Below are 18929 nucleotides of genomic sequence, written 5' to 3'. Positions count from 1 at the left end.
CGAAATCCTGTTTGAGACCGACAGCTGTGTTGTCACGCCTACATTGGGCTCCATCGTGCCGAATTGGCTTCTAGTTATTCCTCGGAAGCCGATAATCAACTTTGCAGAGTGGTCACGCTCGAACAGTGGGCAGCCTTGCGATTTGATCAGCGCAGTCGCTCGGCGATACGACGTGGCTGATGACCGAGTCATTTGGTTCGAGCACGGCCCCTCTGAAGCCGGCTCGCAGGTCGGCTGCGGTGTCGACCAAGCTCATTTACACATGATAGTAGATGCTCCGTTCTCATTCCATGAATTCGTCTCACGCGCAGTCAAGGCCAGCCACTTCGTTTGGGAAGGGTCGGACGCTCGTGAGACCTATCGTTTGCTAGATGCTGGCCAATCGTACCTTGTGGCTGGCAGCGGCCAGCGGGCACTTTTTGCGAAGAATGCCGAGCACGTCGGATCGCAATTCTTTCGGCGTGTCGTGGCAGATCTAATGCGGTCGCCGGGTTCATGGGACTATCGGAAGCATGCTCATATTCGAAACGTCCAGCAAACTGTTGACCGTTTCGGCCACCCCGGACTCCTGCGACAGCCGTATCAGGAATGAAGCCCGCTCCCGGCGACGAGCCAAACTCAGCAGATATAGTTCCGATTTCAGGTGTATCTCAGCCGACAGGCTCGTTCGCCGTGCCGACGAAGGCGGCCGAGTATACCGACGGACGGCTCCCGGGAGATTGGCAAAGCAAATATCCTCAAGCGGCGCGGAGCGGAATAAATCGTGAAGCCTGTTTCCTCGCCTCCCTACTCGTCATCCTGGCGCTTGTGAGTGGGTTATTTCTGGGATTTTCTGGTCAGCTGCTGCAATTTCCGATTCCTTGGCTTGCGATGCCAACAGCCGCTGGCGTGACTCCAATCTTAACCATCGATTCTAGGCTGTTGACGATCTTCTTCGTCGGAGCCCTCGGCGGCACTACGTTCTCGATAAAGTGGCTCGTCCACTCGGCGGCCAAGTGCAAGTGGCATCTTGATCGGCGGTACTGGCGAATGTTTGTTCCGTTGATCGGCGGCGTGTACGCTTGCGTTGTTCTTACGCTGTTCGACGGCGGATTGATCGGCGCTCAATCATCGCAGCAACCCCATTCGTTAGCCACCAGCGCAGCGTTTGCTTTTTTGGTTGGATATTTTTCGGACGGGGTCAGTGGGTTGTTGTCTAACATCGCAAACGCTGTGTTTGGAACTTTAGAAAAAAAATGACCGACCTCGTGGTCTTTTCAGACGATAGCCCGCCGGTCGATTGGTCTGAAGTCGCGTCTCTGACCCTCGAATTCGGACCGAAAGCTGCGTCCTTGGCCGCTATCCCTCGGGCATGGACACCGCCGTTTGCCCTAATTTCTGCAGCGGCTCTCGAGGGACCGTCTCCCCAACGACGACTTGACGAGGGTGTTTTATCGCGCGTCCGCGCGATAGCCGCAATCACGGGCCGGGTTTATGTCCGATCAAGCGTGATCGGGGAAACCATCTGGGATCGAGGAAGCTATGACAGCGTCGTTGTCGAGATAGGCTCGCAGAATTTCCACGCAGAGTTCGCAAACGCCATTGAGCGGGTTCTTGGCTCGGCGCATGGAAGACGCGTCGGTTTGGTTGTACAGAGCCATGTTCAGCCACGCGCACGCGGTGAATTCGGTAATCTTCTACGGGTCTCGAAAACGAGAGATCACTGGGAGCTAAGCTCGGAAATCGCCGGCACCACTTCACGCATCCGTTTCAATGCGCAGCGGGATGAGGCCGCCAATCCGGCCAGTGCCTTGGAAATAAGGAGCGGCGTTCCGCCCGAGCGTGTCTTCGGTTCGGTCGCTGCATATCTGAATAATTACTTGTTTAGAGGGCGCTCTCTGCGGGTCAATTGCGAGTGGATCGCAGGCCACGATCGTGCGTATCTTGTGCAAATTGATGAAGAGAGTGAGGACTTTGCTGGCGTCAATCCGTTTCAGCTGCGAGTCGCACCAATTCACTATCCGACAGCGGCTGAGGGAATCTTTCTGCGCTATCCGGGAGGGCAAGCGCTTAACGATTGGGACAAACTCAGCGTCCTTAACGAGCTGTGGGAACCCCAAGCGTCGCACAAGCCTACCCTCTTCTACGTCCCTCTATCGACGTTGCCAGCCCCCGGCGATCCAATCGGCGTCAATAATCTGGAAGCCGACTTTCGGGGCCTGATCGGCCCCGATAATATTGTGGTAAGGACAAGTGTTCGCGGCGGGGCTGAAAAGGTTCCTAATTTGAGCCGTACCGAGGGCTTAGATCCTGCCGGCGCTGCTAAATGGTGCTTGGCCAGGCGCGACAGCTTCCTGCAAGAGCACGGTAACGTCGACCACCTGGCCTTCATTGCGCATCGCTTTATGGCAGCACGTGCTTCCGCGTGGGTGAGGGCTGAGGTGGGCAATCCGGTTGTTGAAATCCATAGTCTGTGGGGTCTACCTGACGCGCTGCAATACTGCCCTTACGATATTTGGGAAGTCCATCTACCGACCGAAGCTGCTACCGAGTATCCCGATTACAAGTCTCATATGCTGATACCGAGAGACGACGGCGGCTGGGAATATGCAAGAGTTAAGAACGAATTCGGCCGGAGCCTTAGCATTGGCAGGCGCGAGGCGATTGACATCGCTACTAGGACAGCAGCCATCGCCAACCGACTCGACAAATCCTGTCACGTTATGTGGTTCATCGGCTGTATAGACGCTAATGGCGGGTCATTTAGTATACCTTGGTACTGGACGTTAGCCCATGAAACCGAAAAGAATCTCGATCGGTCTAGCTATCAGGTATTCTCTATCGCCAACCAGGACGACCTACTCGCATTCAGAAACCTCTCTGGCTCACGCACAAGACAGGCTCTGGAACTGACCCCGAAGGACCAGATGCTCATGCGAGACATGGGATTCATCGGGTCAGTTGGCGCGACGGCCAAGGAGCTTGGCGTACCAGTTGTACTGGCGGGGTCCACCTTAGCACATGCATATTTCGAACTGCGGCGTCAGGGTTGTACTGTAGTGGCGCGCGGTGACAAAGATCATTCGCGTGTTAGACGCAATGCGACATTCGGAAAACTTGTCCGCGACAAAATACCGGCGAGGATAGCAAGCCGAAAAGAAGTGGAAATAACTAAAAGAATTCCAAGGGACCTACGGAAGAGCTTCTTAACCAGCAAGCTTCTCGAAGAAGCGCTTGAAGTTAGGAATGCTCGTAGCATTGATGAGAAGAGGCTCGAACTCGCTGACTTGTTCGAAGTCGTTAGGGCACTAGCTCAGGTTGAAGGAGTGCCGATCGAGGAGGTCGTCTTGGCCGCCGACGATAAGAAAAGAAGGTCAGGGGGATTCGACGACGGTCTTGTATTGTTGCAAACTGGTATTTTGGGCCGAGGGCGAGACAGCATATACGAGTCGGACAAGCAGCTAACCCAAGTTCTAGCACGGCGACTGGCTGGCGACTCGTACGAACTCCCGTTCACATTTTTCGGATTCATGGAGCTTGATCAGCCTCGGTCTATATTTTTTGACGATTTTGGTATCCGGCTGCATGTCGTTTTGAAAAGCGACCGTATCGAATTAAGGGCATCACGTGAAGCCGAGCAACTCGAACTTCCACTCGACCTGACAGTGACCCAGTTTGGCGAAGGATCTCAGCCCGGAGCATAGGATTAGATACGTATAAGCGCACGACGCCTTTTGACTTCATTTTGATTTCATTGCGCACCTTACGCGACCTTTCGGTGAGAATGGCGTTGCAGGACTACCGCTTCGATCGGACCTCCTGGTTGTCATTCCAATTGCCTTACCCGCGAATCTCATCCTAATCTTCTCTGAGAAACGTTTTCCCAACACGCCCCGCACATCCGCTGATCTCACTAATTAGCGCTGACCAACGACCTATCGCCGCGCCTTCGGCGCGCATTTGTGACGGTCACCGCCTTCATGAAGCAACTCTGATCCCAAATATCGTCGTGCGATGCCAAGCCGTTGCGTGAGCGGATGCGGGTAACATCGTTGAAATGGAACAATCCGGCAGCCGGCGGGTTTGTAGGATGAAGGGCGATCTGTTTCGGAGGAACATTACGATGAAACGCGTCCTTGCCCAACATGCGGTGCGACTGATGCTCGGCGCCGCCTGTCTGCTCACGGTCGTCGAGATTCCCAACCCAATTGCGCCATTGTCGCTTGTGTCAGAGGCAAAGGCTGCCACCACCGTTTCGATCAGCACATTCTACGAAGACCTGTCTTCCTATGGTGATTGGGTCTCGTATCACGGAGCGACCGTTTTCGTGCCGGTTGATGTGCCTGACGACTGGCGTCCGTATACGCTTGGACATTGGGTCTACACCGAGCAGTATGGCTGGCTCTGGGTATCCGACGAGCCATTCGGCTGGGCGACGTACCATTACGGCCGGTGGGGCTATGCCGACGATATCGGCTGGTACTGGGTTCCGGGCACCCGCTGGGCGCCAGCATGGGTGAGTTGGCGTCGTGACAGGGAGCACATGATCTGGGCTCCGCTGCCGCCGCGCCGTGATCCGGATTTGATTTCAATCGAGGTGACCTTCGACACGACGCCGGATTATTACTGGGTTGTGGTCCCCACCCGCGAATTCCTTGCCGCGGACGTTTCTACCGTCGTCATCCGTGATGAGCCGGAATTTGTGCGCATCGTGGAGGCGGCCGAGCCGGCCGGCGACGTGACGATCCAGAACAACGTCGTGATCAACAAAGTCATTGATGTCGATGTGATCGAAAAGGAGACGAACCAGAAGGTGACTGCCGTCAAGGTCAGCAAGACCGACGCGCCCGAGCAGTCCGGCAAACTGGAAAAAGATACGGTCGCTGTCTTTGAGGGCGAGGTGAAAGCCGACCCTAAGGCCAAACCAGCTAAGCTCAAAGACATCGAGGAGGTGAAGCAGGTTCAGGCTGGCCGGAAATCGAAGCCGACCGAAGGCGCTGCAACGACCGAGCAGGCCAAGCCCGAAGAAACCGCCAAGCCTGAGAAGCCGAAGGTCGGGGAGCAGCCGGCCACCGAGCAGCAGCAGGCCGAGCCCGGCAAGGCGGCCAAGCCTGAGAAGCAGAAGACCAAGAAGCAGCCGGCCGCCGAGCAGCAGGCTGAGCCCGAGCAGGCAGCCAAGCCTGAGAAGCAGAAGACCAAGAAGCAGCCGGCCGCCGAGCAGCAGCAGGGCGAGCCGGAACAGGCGGCCAAGCCTGAGAAGCAGAAGACCAGGAAGCAGCCAGCCGCCGAGCAGCAACAGGCCGAGCCGGAACAGACGGCCAAGCCTGAGAAGCCGAAGACCAAGAAGCAGCCCTCCGCCGAGCAGCAGGCTGAGCCCGAGCAGGCGGCCAAGCCTGAGAAGCAGAAGACCAAGAAGCAGCCCGCCGCAGAGCAGCAGCAGGCCGAGCCCGAGCAGGCGGCCAAGCCCAAGCCGCAGAAAAAGGAAAACAAGGCGTGCGATCCGCAGACTGAGAGCTGCTAGCCATACGGGTAGACTGCGGCACCGCGATTATTCGATCGCGGTGCCCGTCGTGGACTAGGGGAGACATTCAACCATGCCATCCCCTCTTGCCATCCTTGCATCCTTCCCCTAATCTTCCCTTTGAGAAAACCTTTTCCCAACTCTGCCGGCATCCGCTGACTTCACCAATCAGCACCTCGCAGGCCGGTAAGAGAAAAGCTTTTCTCACCTGGGAGGATCATATCCAAATCATGGCGTCCGATGCGCAGCCAACGCCCGCCAAGCAGCCCGTCACCTTGCGTGAGGTGGCAGCCCTTGCCGGCGTCAGCGTTGCCACGGCCTCAAAGGCACTGAACGGGCAGGGGCGGATGACGGCCGAGACGCGGACCCGGATTCGCGAGACGGCGCAGCGGCTCGGCTTTCGCCCGAACAGCCTGGCGCAGAGCCTGCTCAGGCGGCGCTCCTTTACCGTCGGGCTTTTGACCAACGATACCTATGGCCGCTTTTCGCTGCCGCTGATGGCCGGCGTTTCCGATGCGCTGGTCGATGCCGGCGTCTCGGTGTTTTTGTGCAATGTCGAGGACGACCCGCGACTTGCCCAGCTGCATGTCGATGCCATGCTCGACAAGCGCGTCGACGGCATCATCGCCACCGGCAAACGCATCGACCGCCACCTGCCGGTCGACCTCGCCAATCTCGGCATTCCGGCGATCTATGCCTTTACCGAGCCCGATCCAAACGCCATCGCTTTCGTGTCCGACGATGCCGGCGGGGCGCGGCTGGCGGTCGAGCACTTTTGCCGGCTCGGGCGGCGGCGCATCGCCCATGTCAGCGGCCCGGCGAGCTTTGCCGTGGTGCACGCCCGCGCGCAGGCCTATCGCGCGGTGCTGGCCGAGAACGGCCTGCCGATCATGGAGCCGCTGCTCGGCTCGTGGTCGGAGGCGTGGGGGCATGAGGCGGTGGCAAAATTGTTCGACGGCGAGGGGTTCGACGGCACGCGCGAAAAGCCCGATGCCGTCTTCTGCGGCAACGACCAGATCGCGCGCGGCGTCATCGACGCCTTGCGCGAACGCGGTATCGGCGTGCCGGACGAGGTCGGCGTCATCGGCTTCGACAATTGGCAGATCGTCGCCGAGGCGACCCGGCCGCCGCTGACCTCGGTCGACATGAATCTCGCAGCACTTGGCCGCGAGGCCGGCCTTGCCCTGCTTTCGCTCGTCGGCGGCGAACCCGCTTTGCCGGGCATCAGAAAACTGCCGTGCCGGCTGGTGGTGCGTCAGTCATGCGGCCGTCCGCCGGACGGCTGAAACGAAACGGGCCGTGTCGATTGCAAAGCGCTGGGGCGCGGTCGAGTTAAAACCATGTGGAGGAGAAGCATGAGAACCACCATTACCGGGCTCGCCATTGCCGCGAGCATTTTCGGCACGCTGGCGACAGTCGGCCCGGCCGCCGCCGACACCGCCAACATCTGGGTTCGCGCCGACGGCTCGAACTTCATGCCGCGCATCGTCGATGCCTTCAACAAGGGGCATCAGAACCAGATCAAGCTGGACATCATCCCCAACGCCGAAATCATCCCGAAATATGGCGCCGCCGCCGCCGGCGGCACCGCGCCGGATGCACTCTCGCTCGACCTGATCTACACGCCGTCCTTCGCCGCCGCCGGCCAGCTGGAGGACATCACCGACTGGGCGAAATCGCTGCCCTATTTCGCCAGCCTGTCGCCGGCGCATGTCAAGACCGGCACCTATAAGGGCCGCATCTACGGGCTGCCGTTCTCGGCGGATTCCTCGGTGCTGATCTGGAACAAGAAGCTGTTCAAGCAGGCCGGCCTCGACCCGGAAAAGGGCCCGACCAACTGGGCCGAGATCGAGAGCGACGCCGAAAAGGTCAACGCGCTCGGCGGCGACATCAAGGGCTTCTACTTCTCCGGCAATTGCGGCGGCTGCAACATCTTCACCTTCACGCCGCTGATCTGGGCCTCGGGCGGCGACATTCTGACGGAGGACGGCTCCAAAGCGACGCTGGACACGCCGCAGATGCGCGGCGCCATCGACCTCTACCGTTCGATGGTCAAGAAGGACCTGGTGCCTTCAGGCGCGCAGACCGACACCGGCTCCAACTTCTTTGCCGCCTTCGCCACCGGCAACATCGGCATCTCGCCGTCCGGCGCCTTCGCCATCGGCGCGCTGAACACGCAATATCCCGACATTGACTACGGCATCACGTTCCTGCCGGGCAAGGACGGCGGCTGGTCGTCGTTTGCCGGCGGCGACAATTTCGTCGTCACCAAGGGCACCACTAAGGTCGCGGTGGTGAAGGAGTTCCTCGATTTCGCCTATTCGCTCGAGGGCCAGACCATCCTGGCGAAATACGGCAGCCTGCCGGTGCGCGGCGACATCGCCAACGAGGCGCTGAAGGATCTCGACCCGCGCTACAAGGTCGCCGCCGAGGCCATGGCCAAGGGCCGCACGCCCTATTCGGTGGTGTTCAACGACCTGATCAACTCGGCCAACGGTCCGTGGAACCAGATGATGAACGAAGTCTTCTTCGGCGAAGACGTCGACGGCGCCATCGCCAACGCGCAGGAGACCATGCAGTCGATCATCGATTCGGCGCCGCAGAAGTAAAGCGCCACCTCCCCCTCGAGGGGAGGTCGGACCGCAGGTCCGGGTGGGGTCATCGCGGCAGTGCTCGACGCTCCTTTGATGTCGGCGCGCTTCGCGGAGGACCCCACCCCCGGCAACCCCTTAACCTCCCCTCGAGGGGAGGTCGGACCGCAGGTCCGGGTGGGGTCGTCGCGGCAGTGCTCGACGTTCTTTTGATGTCGGCGCGCTTCGCGGAGGACCCCACCCCCGGCAACCCCTTAACCTCCCCCTCGAGGAGAGGTCGGACCGCAGGTCCGGGTGGGGTCATCGCGGCAGTGCTCGACGCTCCTTTGATGTCGGCGCGCTTCGCGGAGGACCCCACCCCCGGCCTTCGGCCGGACCCTCCCCTCAAGGGGGAGGGGGACGTAGCGCCAATGGAACAACAGGCATGAGCACCATCGCAGTACGCCGTTGCAATGCTGGCTCCCCCTTCTCCCCTTGTGGGAGAAGGTGGCCGAGCGAAGCTCGGTCGGATGAGGGGTGCTCCAGCTTGGCAATATGGCTGAAATCGCCGCCGCCTCACTCCTTCCAACACCCCTCATCCGTCTCGGCGCTGCGCGCCGATCCACCTTCTCCCACAAGGGGAGAAGGAGAAGGGAAGCCATGACCACCATCACAGCAATCTCCGCCCCGACGCGCCCCCGCAAACTCGTTGGCGCCGGCCGCCGGCAGTGGATCGGCCTGCTCTATGTCGCGCCGGCCGTTGCGCTTGTCGTCGTCTTCTTCATCGTGCCGCTTTGCATGACGGCCTGGATGTCGCTGCACAACTGGCCGCTGATGGGCGCGCACAGCTTTGTCGGGCTCGACAATTACTGGGCGATCCTGCGCGACACCCGCTTCTGGAACGCGCTGAAGTTCACCGGCTACTACACGGTGGTGGTCACGATCGCGATCTTCGCCGTCGCCTTTCCGCTGGCGCTGTTCATCGAAAGGCCGCGGCAGCTGACCGGCTTTTACCGCACGTCCTTCTTCATGCCGGCGGTCATCGGTTTTGCCTCGGCCAGCCTTTTGTGGTCGTGGCTGCTCAATGTCGATTCCGGCCTGTTCAGCCCGGCCGCCTTCGAGCTTGGCCTGACCGAGAAGAAATTCAACCTCTTGGCGACCTTCCAGCCGGCCTTCTGGTCGATCATCGCCATGGTGGTGTGGAAGGTGGCGGGCTTCACCATGATCATCCTGATGACCGGCCTGCAGTCGATCCCGCCGGATCTACAGGAGGCGGCGATGATCGACGGGGCAGGGCCATTCGCGCGGTTCCGGGCGATTACCTTGCCCTTGATGCGCCGCACGCTGGCGCTGGCGCTGATCCTGTCGGTGGCCGGCTCGATCCTCGCCTTCGACCAGTTCTACATCATCCTGCGCGGCGGCCCGCGCAACCAGACGCTGACCGCCGTCTACTGGATCTTCAACCAGTCCTTCGTGTCGTTCAAGCTCGGCTATGGCGCGGCACTTTCGATGGTCCTGCTGGTCATCCTGGTGGCGCTCAGCCTCATCCAGCTGCGGCTGCTGCGCCAGCCCGAGGGGGTCGACTGATGGCGCAGGCAAGGAGCCGCAAACGCCGCATCGGCATGCAGATTGCCGAGCACTCGACCGGCATCATCGCGTCCATTCTGTTCCTGGCGCCGATCGCCTGGACGGTGCTTTCGGCCTTCAAGCCGGCGCAGGAGGCACGCCAACCGCCGCTGCCGCCCTGGCCGACCAGCGGCATCTCGCTCGAGAACTACGCCACGCTCAACACCTTCGGCGATGGCCTCTGGCTGCCGGCGCAAAACAGCATCTACGTCTCGGTCATGACCGTGCTGCTGTCGGTGATCGTCAGCGTGCTCGCCGGCTACGGTTTCTCGCGCTTCCGTTTTCCGCTGAAGAACCTGCTCTTCGTCGTCATCCTGTCGACGATCATGATCCCGTTCCAGTCGATCCTGACGCCGATCTTCCTGGTGCTGACAAAAATCGGCCTGCACAACACGCTGACCGGGCTGGTCTGCGTCTATGTCACGCTGCAGCTGCCGTTCTCGATCTTCATGATGCGCAACGCCTTCGACGCGGTGCCGCGCGAGATAGAGGAGGCCGCGCGTATGGACGGCGCCAACAATGTCACCATGCTCTTGAGGGTGATGCTGCCGCTGGTCTGGCCGGGCATCGTCACCATCGCGCTGTTCGCCTTCCTCGGCGCCTGGAACGAGTTCTTGGCAGCCCTCGTGCTGATGACCGACCAGTCCAAATTCACGCTGCCGATCATGATGACCGCACTCCAGTCCGGCCGCTTCGGCGCCATCGACTGGGGTGCCGTGCAGGCCGGCGTCACCGTGATGATGGTGCCGTGCCTCGTGCTCTTCCTGCTGCTGCAGCGCTTCTACATCCGCGGCCTGATGGCAGGGGCCGTGAAGTGACCAATCGAACCGAACCGGAGTAAATTGATGACCGCATCGCAATCCGCCAGTCAGGGCGCCAAGCCGAAACTCGCGTTCCGACCGCTGCCGGTGCCGCAGGTCGACGTGCGCGGCTTCTGGGGCGACCGCGTCGATGCCGTCGCCTCGAAGACCGCCGGCATCCTCTATGACCGCTGCGTCGAGGCGCGCATGCTCGAGCAGATCGATCCGGACCGGCCATCGCCGGGCGTCGTCATCCCGTTCCACTCACCCTCGCCGGACGAGGCAGCCACCGCCGGCAACGAGTTCACCGGCTCGACGGTGACCACGCAGATGTTCTGGGACTCGGATTGGGGCAAGACCATCGAGACCGCCGCCTATTCGCTCTACCGTCGCCGCAACGAGGGGCTGGAGAAGAAGATCGACGCCGTCATCGATATGTACGGCAAGCTGCAGCAGCCCGACGGCTATCTGTCGAGCTGGTACCAACGCATCCAGCCAGGCCTGCGCTGGACCAATCTGCGCGACTGCCACGAGCTCTATTGCGCCGGCCATCTGATCGAAGGCGCCGTCGCCTACTACCAGGCCACCGGCAAGCGCAAGCTGCTCGACATCATGTGCCGTTATGTCGACCATATCGCCGAGACGTTCGGTCCCGAGCCCGGCAAGAAGAAGGGCTATTGCGGCCATGAGGAGATCGAGCTGGCGCTGGTCAAGCTGGCGCGGGTGACCGGCGAGCGCAAATATATGGAGCTTGCCAGATACTTCATCGACCAGCGGGGACTTGAGCCGCATTATTTCGACGAGGAGGCGCGGGCCCGCGGCGCCGACCCGAAGGCGTATCATTTCAAGACCTACGAATACAACCAGTCGCATAAACCGGTACGCGAGCAGGACAAGGTCGTCGGCCATGCGGTGCGGGCGATGTATCTCTATTCGGGGATGGCCGACATCGCCACCGAATATGGCGACGACACGCTGCGGGTGGCGCTCGACCGGCTGTGGGACGATCTCATGACCAAGAACCTCTACGTCACCGGCGGCCTCGGGCCGTCCTCGCACAATGAGGGTTTCACCGCCGACTACGACCTGCCCAACGACACCGCCTATGCCGAAACCTGTGCTTCGGTCGGCCTGGTGTTCTGGGCGAGCCGCATGCTCGGCATGGGTCCCAATGCGCGCTATGCCGACATCATGGAGCGGGCGCTTTACAACGGCTCGATCTCGGGGCTGTCGCTCGACGGCTCGCTGTTCTTCTACGAAAATCCGCTCGAAAGCCGCGGCGCCCACCACCGCTGGAAATGGCATCGCTGCCCGTGCTGCCCGCCCAATGTCGGGCGCATGGTCGCCTCGATCGGCAGCTATTTCTATGGCCTGTCGGACGACGCACTCGCCGTCCATCTCTATGGAAACGGCACGGCTCGTTTCGATATCGCGGGCCGGCAAATAGAGCTGACCCAGACCAGCAATTATCCTTGGGACGGTGCGGTCTCGATCTCCGTCGAACCGGAAGCGCCGACCGCGTTCACCTTGCACCTGCGCCTGCCGGGCTGGTGCCGCAAGGCAACGCTCAAGGTGAACGGCGCCGAGGTCGATCTGGATGACATTACCAGCGACGGCTATGCCGCGGTCCGCCGCGAATGGCGCAAGGGCGACCGCGTCGAGCTCGCCCTCGAAATGGCGGTCAACCGTCTATACGCCAACCCCCAGGTGCGGCAGGATATCGGCCGCGTTGCACTGGCACGCGGGCCGCTGATCTATTGCGTCGAGGAGACCGACAATTCCAGCCAGCTGCACCGCATCGCCCTGCCGCGAACGGCCGACATCGAGGCGCATCAGCAGCCGAATCTTCTGGGCGGCGTCGTGACACTTTCGGCGATCGCCAAAAAGGAGGCTTTCGAAAACTGGCAAGAGGGGCTCTACCGCACCGAACCGCCGGCGGTCGAGGAGGCAAAAGTCACCGCCGTGCCGTATTTCGCCTGGGACAACCGCGACCCCGGCGAGATGCTGGTCTGGCTCAGGGACGAATGAAGCCCGGCGGCAGCGCCCGACCGATCTCCTCGGCCACAAGTTCCTGCAACTGCCAGAGATTGCGGTCGCGGATGCCACAGGCGTCGAGATGGCGAATGGTCTCGAACAGATATTCGGCGCCCGAACCCCAATGGCCGACGGCGTTGGCCAGGGTCGCCGCTATCGCTCGCTTGTCGAGTTTGCCGGCATAGCGCGGATTGGCGCGATCGACAACGAAACCAAGCGCTTGGCCCATGCCGTCGGCTGTCCTGACCTGCAGCCAGCGTGGCACGTTGACGGAGGGCAGGATGGTCATCTCGCGGCGCAGCAGCGCTTCGAGATTGGCCGCCACGGGCTCGGCGATCTCGAACACCATGCCCTGGCATTGGCCGCCGCGGTCGAGCGCCATCATCAGGCCGGGCTGCTCGACCGTGCCCCTGAAGCGCTGCACCATAAAACAGAACGAACGGTGCCAGCCCGTCGCCACGGCCCGTTCGCCACCCCTGACCTCGCCGGCCGGCTTCCACAGCAGCGAGCCATAGGCGAACAGCTTCACCGGCCCGGCCGGCGCGCCGGCCAACACCTCGTCGCGAATGCGCGCGTAATCGGCATCCGTCATGTAAACCATGCCCGGCGTCGGCCCGGCATCCTCGACCGCACGCAAGGTACGGGCGACCAGCGCCTCGGTCAGCGCCATCGGCGTCTTGCGCGGCGAACGCCGTGATGCGGCGGAAATGACCTTGCTCATCCTCATGCTCTCAGCCTTGCTGCCATGTTGCCGAAGGCTGAAGGATTCTCAAGGGCCGAGTACACCGGCGCGGTATCGGGATTCGAACTGTCGTGTCCAACAGCTTGACTGGATTCGACGATATACCCAGCGGGCTTAAGCGCGTCGACTGAACCCGTTTCAGCGCGACGCGCTTGAGTGCGGAGGCTGATCTGGCCGGTCGCCGCCGCCGTCAAGCAGCCGGCCGGATGTTTTGGTTCACCCGGAAGAGGTTGTTTGGGTCGTATTTCTTCTTCAGCGAGGCCAGGCGCTCATAATTATCGCCATAAGCCGCCTTGAGCCTTCCTTCGCCCTCGTCATCCATCATGAAGTTCAGGTAGGCGCCACCCAGATCGAACGGATGCACGGCCTCCCAGTAGGCCTTGGTCCAGCGGGTCACCGGCCCGGCTTTCTGTGGGTCCGGATCGATCCCGGCGATGACCATCGACCAGGTCGCATCCCGGTAATTCCAGGGTGTCTCGTCTTTGCCGACGCGATGGACCGCGCCGTCGATCGGGTAGAGGTGCATGAGTGATAGCTCGCTCGGCGTCTTCGCCGCCTGCTCGAGATGGGCGTCGATCGCCTCGTCGGACAGCGTCTTGACGAAATCGCCCCGCCAGTACCACTGCATCCCCTTCGGGTAGAGCCCATCGAACATGCTCTGCACCGCGGGATAGGGCATCGTTCCCATCCAGTTGAACCAGGGCGCGGGCAGCGCATCGAGCAGCGGGGCCAGCGCCTCTCGGCCTTTTTCCTCCGGGCCGTTGTAGCAGCACATCAGCAGGCACATCCGCTTTCCCCAAAACTCTTCCGGGAAGGGTGCGCTCGAGAGGACGGTCTTGAGCCCAAGAAAGATCCCAAGTTCTTCGGGCGCGTTCGGCAGGAACTCGCGATAATGCTGCATGATGGTGCGGGCGTGGCGCTGATCCCATGCGATCGGCCCCGCAAAGACCATGCTGACCTGGTGGAGCTTGAACACAAAGCTGGTGACGATGCCAAAATTGCCTCCGCCGCCGCGAAGCGCCCAGAACAGGTTGGAGTTCCGCTCCTTGCTTGCTGTGACGAAGCTTCCATCGGCAAGCACGACATCGGCTTCGACTAGATTGTCGATGGTCAGGCCATATTTGCGCGTCAGATAGCCGTGGCCGCCGCTCAGCGTCAGTCCGGCGACCCCGGTTGTCGAGATGATGCCCGCCGGTACGGCCAGGCCAAAGGCATGGGTGGCATGGTCGACGTCGCCCTGAGTGCAGCCCGGGCCTACCCGCGCCGTACGGGCATCCGGATCGACGCGCACACCGTTCATCGCCGACAGGTCGATCACCAGACCGTCGTCGCAACTCCCCAATCCTGGTCCGTTATGGCCGCCGCCACGTACCGCAACCAGCAAATTGTTGTCGCGGCCGAAATTCACCGCTGTGATCACGTCGGCGACGTCGACACAGCGGGCGATGATCAGCGGCCGCTTGTCGATCATGCCGTTGTAGAGCTTGCGGGCCTCATCATAGCCGGCGTCGCCGGCGCGGATGACTTCGCCCCGCAGGCTTGCTGCGAATTTGGTGATGTCTTCATCGTTCATGACATTCCTCCCTGTTATTGGACCTGTCGGCCGGCCGACGAAACGCTAATCCCGTCCGCTGTTCCCGCAAATGTCACATCGTCCATTTCTGTTGCCCGATCGTTCAGAGTAGGATTAGACCGGATGGATGGTTGCTCGGGCGGCCATATTGCCGGATAGTTCGAGATGCCTGGCGGAAAAACTCGTTGTCAAAGGGAGTAGCCGATCGTTTCCGGAGGTGTAGTGCATGGATGTCCTTTCCGATGTGCTCCGGGCCGTTCGCCTCACCGGTGCGATCTATTTCGACGTCGACGCCAGTTCTCCCTGGGTTGGCGAGTCGCCGGGCACCGCCGACATTGCCGCCGCCGTCATGCCGGAGGCAGAGCACATCATTTCTTTTCATGCCGTGATGTCGGGGTCGTGCTGGGCCGCGCTGGCGGACGATTCTGTCCCCCCGGTGCTCGTGAACGCCGGTGATGTCGTTGTCTTCCCCGGTGGTGTTCCGAATGTGTTGAGCTCCTCGCCGGGGGCGCGGGGCGAACGCAATATGGCGATGTATTATCGGCCGATAGACGAGAGCCTGCCGTTCGCGGTGATCCATGGGGGCGGGGGAGACGAGCGGACCCGGTTCATTTGCGGGTATCTTGGCTGCGATGCGCGTCCCTTCAATCCTCTCCTCGCCGCATTGCCGGCCATCCTGTGTGCCCGCAAGCCCGCCGATGGAAGCAGCTGGGTTATCGACCTTTTTCGGCTGGCGCTGGCCGAAGGTGGCAGTGGGCGGGCGGGCTGTGAAACGATCCTCGCCAAGCTGAGCGAGCTGATGTTTGTCGAGATCATCCGCCGCCATCTCGAGACCCTCCCCGACGATTCGCGCGGCTGGCTGTCAGGCCTGCGGGATCCACATGTCGGCGAGGCGCTTCGGCTTATTCACGCTCGCCCCAGGGAGGAATGGACATTGGACCGGCTCGCCCGCGAAGTGGGGCTCTCACGCACAGCGTTTGCGAGCCGCTTTACCCACTATGTCGGGGTCTCGCCAATGCACTATCTTGCCCGCTGGCGTCTGCAACTGGCGGGACGTCTGCTCGAACGGCCCGGAATGAGCATCGCCCAGGCGGGTGCCGAGGTCGGCTACGAGTCGGAAGCCGCCTTCAATCGCGCCTTCAAAAAGTTCGTCGGCATTCCACCTGGCACCTGGCGAAAGGGAAGGTCGGCATTGCTCGAGGCTCACAGATTGCCCGCTGGCGCCGTGCAATAGGAAAGAACTGCCAGGGAGTTGACGCTTCGGTCTGCGTGCAGCGTCCCAATACTCGAAAGCCCCTGGCACAAAGCGGTAGACGATGACCGGCCGCCGCGACGCTTTCGGCGAGCTTCGCGCCTCAATCCTTCGCGCGCTCGACATAGGCGCCATCGGCCGTCATCACCACCACGCGGGTGCCGGCGCTGATGTGTGGTGGCACCAGGGTGCGCACGCCGTTGGACAGCGTTGCCGGCTTGTAGGACGAGGATGCCGTCTGGCCCTTGGTCACCGGCTCGGTCTCGACCACCTCGAAAGTGGCACGCTGCGGCAGCACCAGCGAGATGGCGATGTTGTTGTATTGCGAGATCTGCACCGGCATCCCTTCCACCAGATAAGGCGCCATGTCGCCGACCACGCTTTCCGGCACCGCGACCTGATCATAGGTCTCCGGGTTCATGAAGTGAAAGCCTTCGCCGTCGCGATAGAGGAACGTGTGCTCGCGCTCCTCGACATAGGCGCGCTCGACCTGCTCGGTGGTGCGATAACGCTCGGAAACCTTTACCCCGTCGGAGATGCGCCGCATGTCGAGCTGGGTGACCGGCGTACCCTTGCCAGGATGAATGTTTTCGGCAAAGAGGATCACATAGAGCTTGCCGTCCTTTTCGACGACGTTGCCTTTGCGTAAGGAGCTGGCGATGACCTTCACGGGTTTCCATCCTGATAAAATTTGTTGGCGCAAATCGGCTGGAGAGGCCGTTGCGTGCGGCCTAGCGCATCTTGGCCGCAATCGCCAGCCCTCTGTGCAATTCCCCTGAAGCCGATGACCGCCGCTTCGCCGTGGTGGACGCCGCATGTCCACGCCGACCGCCGGCCGCGGCTGATCCTGCGCAACGCCATTGCCGCCGGCATGCGCGACTGGTTCGCCCGCCGCGACTTCGTCGAGGTGGAGACATCGGCCCTGCAGGTGTCGCCCGGCAATGAAGCGCACCTGTCGGCCTTTGCCACCGAGGCGATCGGGCCGGACGGGCAGCGCCAGCCGCTCTATCTCCATACCTCGCCGGAATTCGCCTGCAAGAAGCTGCTTGCCGCCGGCGAAGAGCGCATCTTCAGCCTCGGGGCTGTGTGGCGCAACCGCGAGTGCGGCCCCTTGCACCATCCTGAGTTCACCATGCTCGAATGGTACCGGGTCGGCGAGACCTATGAGAGCCTGATGCGCGATTGCGCCGAGCTTGTCGCGCTGGCCGCCGAACGGGCGGGCGCAAAGCGTCTTAGCTTCCGCGGCCGCGAGGCCGACCCGTTTGCCGAGCCGGAACGGTTGAGCGTCGCCGAGGCCTTCATGCGCCATGCCGGCATCGATCTGCTGGCGACGGTAGCAGCCGACGGCAGCACCGACCGCGAGGGCTTGCATGCCGCCCTGGTCCAGGCCGAATTGCGGACCGCGCCCGACGACAATTGGGCCGATCTGTTCAGCCGGGTGATGGTCGAAAAAATCGAACCGGCGCTGGGGCAGGGGTGTGCCACAATCCTCTATGGCTACCCGATCTCGGAGGCGGCATTGGCCCGGCCGAGCGCCGACGATCCACGCACCGCCGAGCGCTTCGAGCTCTATTGCTGCGGCGTCGAGCTCGCCAACGCCTTTGGCGAATTGACCGATCCGGCCGAGCAGCGCCGGCGCTTTGCCGCCGAGATGGACGAGAAGCAGCGCGTCTATGGCGAACGCTACCCGGTCGACGAGGATTTCCTCGCCGCGCTCGCCATCATGCCGCAGGCGAGCGGCGCGGCGCTCGGCTTCGACCGGCTGGTAATGCTCGCCACCGGCGCGCTCAGGGTCGACGACGTGATCTGGACGCCGGTGGCTGGTCCCTGACGATAGGTTGGGCTGACCGACGCGTCAGATTTGGACCAATTATATATCAGGCTAGGCGCCGCTGGCTCCGTCGGCCAGAAGATTAGCGACGACGAGCATCGACAGACTCATCATCAGCGTGCCGGCGGCGGTGATTGCCGGGGAGAGCTTTTCGCGCGGCCGTTGGCACTGGCCAGGAACTGCACCACGACGACCTGGTCATGGGCGAAGCGCTGCAACCGTTCCGTGTGTTGCCGCGATCATGGTGGGCCGGCATAGTGCTGGCGGAGTTCGCGGCGCAGCGGAGCTAGCGGCCATCGTACTCAGAATGGGCCTGGGCACAATGCCAGACAAGAACGCGCTGGACGCAAAGCATGGCGGCGAAGGGACAATGTCCTGGCGCTTGGTCATACTTGCGGCCGCAGCGATTAACGTTGTGATGCTCTTGGCCGCGCTGTTCGTCGCGCAAATTCTTGGTCTGGACGCTACGATCTTCTATCGAGATCCATCTGCAGCCGCCGACGTCGGCTTCTATACGGGGTGGATTTCGTCTCTAGGTGCCTCATTATGGATCGGCACCGGCGCTGCGACCCTGTTTGCTGGTCGGCTCACGCGCCGATTGGATTGTACTTTTCTCGGCGGCCTTACCCTGGTCTTGGGCCTCGATGACCTGTTGTTGATCCATGAGGACGTGCTGCCCGTTGTTGCGATACCAGAGATTGTTCCCATGATTGCCTATGCCGTCGCCGGGTTGTTCTGGTTCTTTCGGCTGCGACGGAAGACATTCGAGGGCACGATCGTATTTGTGGCCGCAGGCTTCCTACTCGCGATGTCAGCAGCCATCGACCAGCTGGGAGAGCTGTTTCCAACCCCGGATTCGGCGGTCGACATCGCCGAAGACGCCGTCAAAGAGCTTGGCATCTTTCTTTGGGCGGCAGGTGCTGTCGGGTACGCGGCGATGGTGACACGATTGGGCCGCCCGTGGGTGGATCCAGCCGATCCCAACTCTACAGGCTGACTGC

General features: G+C 61.8%; 14 protein-coding genes. 11 read left to right on the top strand and 3 right to left on the bottom strand.

Annotated elements, in window-relative coordinates:
* Nucleotides 1-588: 588 nt before the first annotated feature.
* The 8 genes from NKI79_RS15525 to NKI79_RS15490 all read left to right on the top strand — a co-directional run bounded on the left by NKI79_RS15525 (nt 589) and on the right by NKI79_RS15490 (nt 12524).
* The gene (locus NKI79_RS15525) at nt 589-1239 is read left to right on the top strand and encodes a hypothetical protein (RefSeq protein ID WP_352802518.1); all 651 of its coding nucleotides are present in this window, start codon (nt 589-591) and stop codon (nt 1237-1239) included.
* Nucleotides 1240-1487: 248 nt separating this feature from the next.
* Nucleotides 1488-3683: a nucleoside triphosphate pyrophosphohydrolase gene (locus tag NKI79_RS15520; protein WP_352802516.1), complete on the top strand. Its 2196-nt coding sequence runs from the start codon at nt 1488-1490 to the stop codon at nt 3681-3683.
* A gap of 455 nt (nt 3684-4138) precedes the next feature.
* Nucleotides 4139-5500, top strand: a complete 1362-nt coding sequence (locus tag NKI79_RS15515) for a DUF6600 domain-containing protein (RefSeq protein WP_352802513.1) — start codon at nt 4139-4141, stop codon at nt 5498-5500.
* Nucleotides 5501-5730: 230 nt separating this feature from the next.
* The gene (locus NKI79_RS15510) at nt 5731-6786 is read left to right on the top strand and encodes a LacI family DNA-binding transcriptional regulator (protein ID WP_352802510.1); all 1056 of its coding nucleotides are present in this window, start codon (nt 5731-5733) and stop codon (nt 6784-6786) included.
* Between the two features lie 69 nt (nt 6787-6855).
* The gene (locus tag NKI79_RS15505) at nt 6856-8109 is read left to right on the top strand and encodes an ABC transporter substrate-binding protein (protein ID WP_352650371.1); all 1254 of its coding nucleotides are present in this window, start codon (nt 6856-6858) and stop codon (nt 8107-8109) included.
* Between the two features lie 621 nt (nt 8110-8730).
* The gene (locus tag NKI79_RS15500) at nt 8731-9657 is read left to right on the top strand and encodes a carbohydrate ABC transporter permease (protein ID WP_254817448.1); all 927 of its coding nucleotides are present in this window, start codon (nt 8731-8733) and stop codon (nt 9655-9657) included.
* Nucleotides 9657-10514 carry a carbohydrate ABC transporter permease gene (locus NKI79_RS15495; protein ID WP_352802507.1) on the top strand — a complete coding sequence of 286 codons (858 nt, stop codon included), beginning with the start codon at nt 9657-9659 and terminating at the stop codon, nt 10512-10514. Before NKI79_RS15500 ends, NKI79_RS15495 begins: the two co-directional genes overlap by 1 nt.
* Nucleotides 10515-10541: 27 nt before the next feature.
* Entirely contained in the window at nt 10542-12524 is a 1983-nt protein-coding gene (locus NKI79_RS15490; protein ID WP_352802504.1) for a glycoside hydrolase family 127 protein, read from the top strand.
* On the opposite strand, the gene NKI79_RS15485 is transcribed toward NKI79_RS15490, so the two are convergent.
* Nucleotides 12511-13251 (bottom strand): gamma-glutamylcyclotransferase, encoded by a 741-nt coding sequence (locus tag NKI79_RS15485; protein WP_352802501.1) that lies wholly within the window; start codon nt 13249-13251, stop codon nt 12511-12513. The two genes, NKI79_RS15490 and NKI79_RS15485, sit on opposite strands and share 14 nt — an antisense overlap.
* A gap of 211 nt (nt 13252-13462) precedes the next feature.
* Complete coding sequence (locus NKI79_RS15480; RefSeq protein ID WP_352802498.1) at nt 13463-14845, bottom strand: FAD-binding oxidoreductase; 1383 nt, start codon at nt 14843-14845, stop codon at nt 13463-13465.
* Nucleotides 14846-15071: 226 nt separating this feature from the next.
* Between NKI79_RS15480 and NKI79_RS15475 the strand changes: the two genes are divergently transcribed.
* Nucleotides 15072-16079 carry an AraC family transcriptional regulator gene (locus NKI79_RS15475; RefSeq protein ID WP_352802496.1) on the top strand — a complete coding sequence of 336 codons (1008 nt, stop codon included), beginning with the start codon at nt 15072-15074 and terminating at the stop codon, nt 16077-16079.
* 121 nt (nt 16080-16200) lie between these two features.
* On the opposite strand, the gene efp is transcribed toward NKI79_RS15475, so the two are convergent.
* Nucleotides 16201-16767, bottom strand: a complete 567-nt coding sequence (efp, locus tag NKI79_RS15470; RefSeq protein WP_023674374.1) for an elongation factor P — start codon at nt 16765-16767, stop codon at nt 16201-16203.
* 114 nt (nt 16768-16881) lie between these two features.
* Here efp and epmA point away from each other — a divergent pair, with 114 nt between their 5' ends.
* Nucleotides 16882-17928: an EF-P lysine aminoacylase EpmA gene (gene epmA / locus NKI79_RS15465; protein ID WP_352802493.1), complete on the top strand. Its 1047-nt coding sequence runs from the start codon at nt 16882-16884 to the stop codon at nt 17926-17928.
* Nucleotides 17929-18250: 322 nt separating this feature from the next.
* A complete protein-coding gene (locus NKI79_RS15460) occupies nt 18251-18925 on the top strand; it encodes a DUF8692 domain-containing protein (RefSeq protein ID WP_352802491.1) in 675 nt (224 codons plus the stop codon).
* Nucleotides 18926-18929: the final 4 nt, after the last annotated feature.

It is taken from the genome of Mesorhizobium sp. M0340, assembly GCF_040321535.1.
In the GTDB taxonomy this organism is placed as follows: Bacteria; Pseudomonadota; Alphaproteobacteria; order Rhizobiales; family Rhizobiaceae; genus Mesorhizobium.
This window is presented reverse-complemented; position numbering and strand designations above follow the sequence as displayed.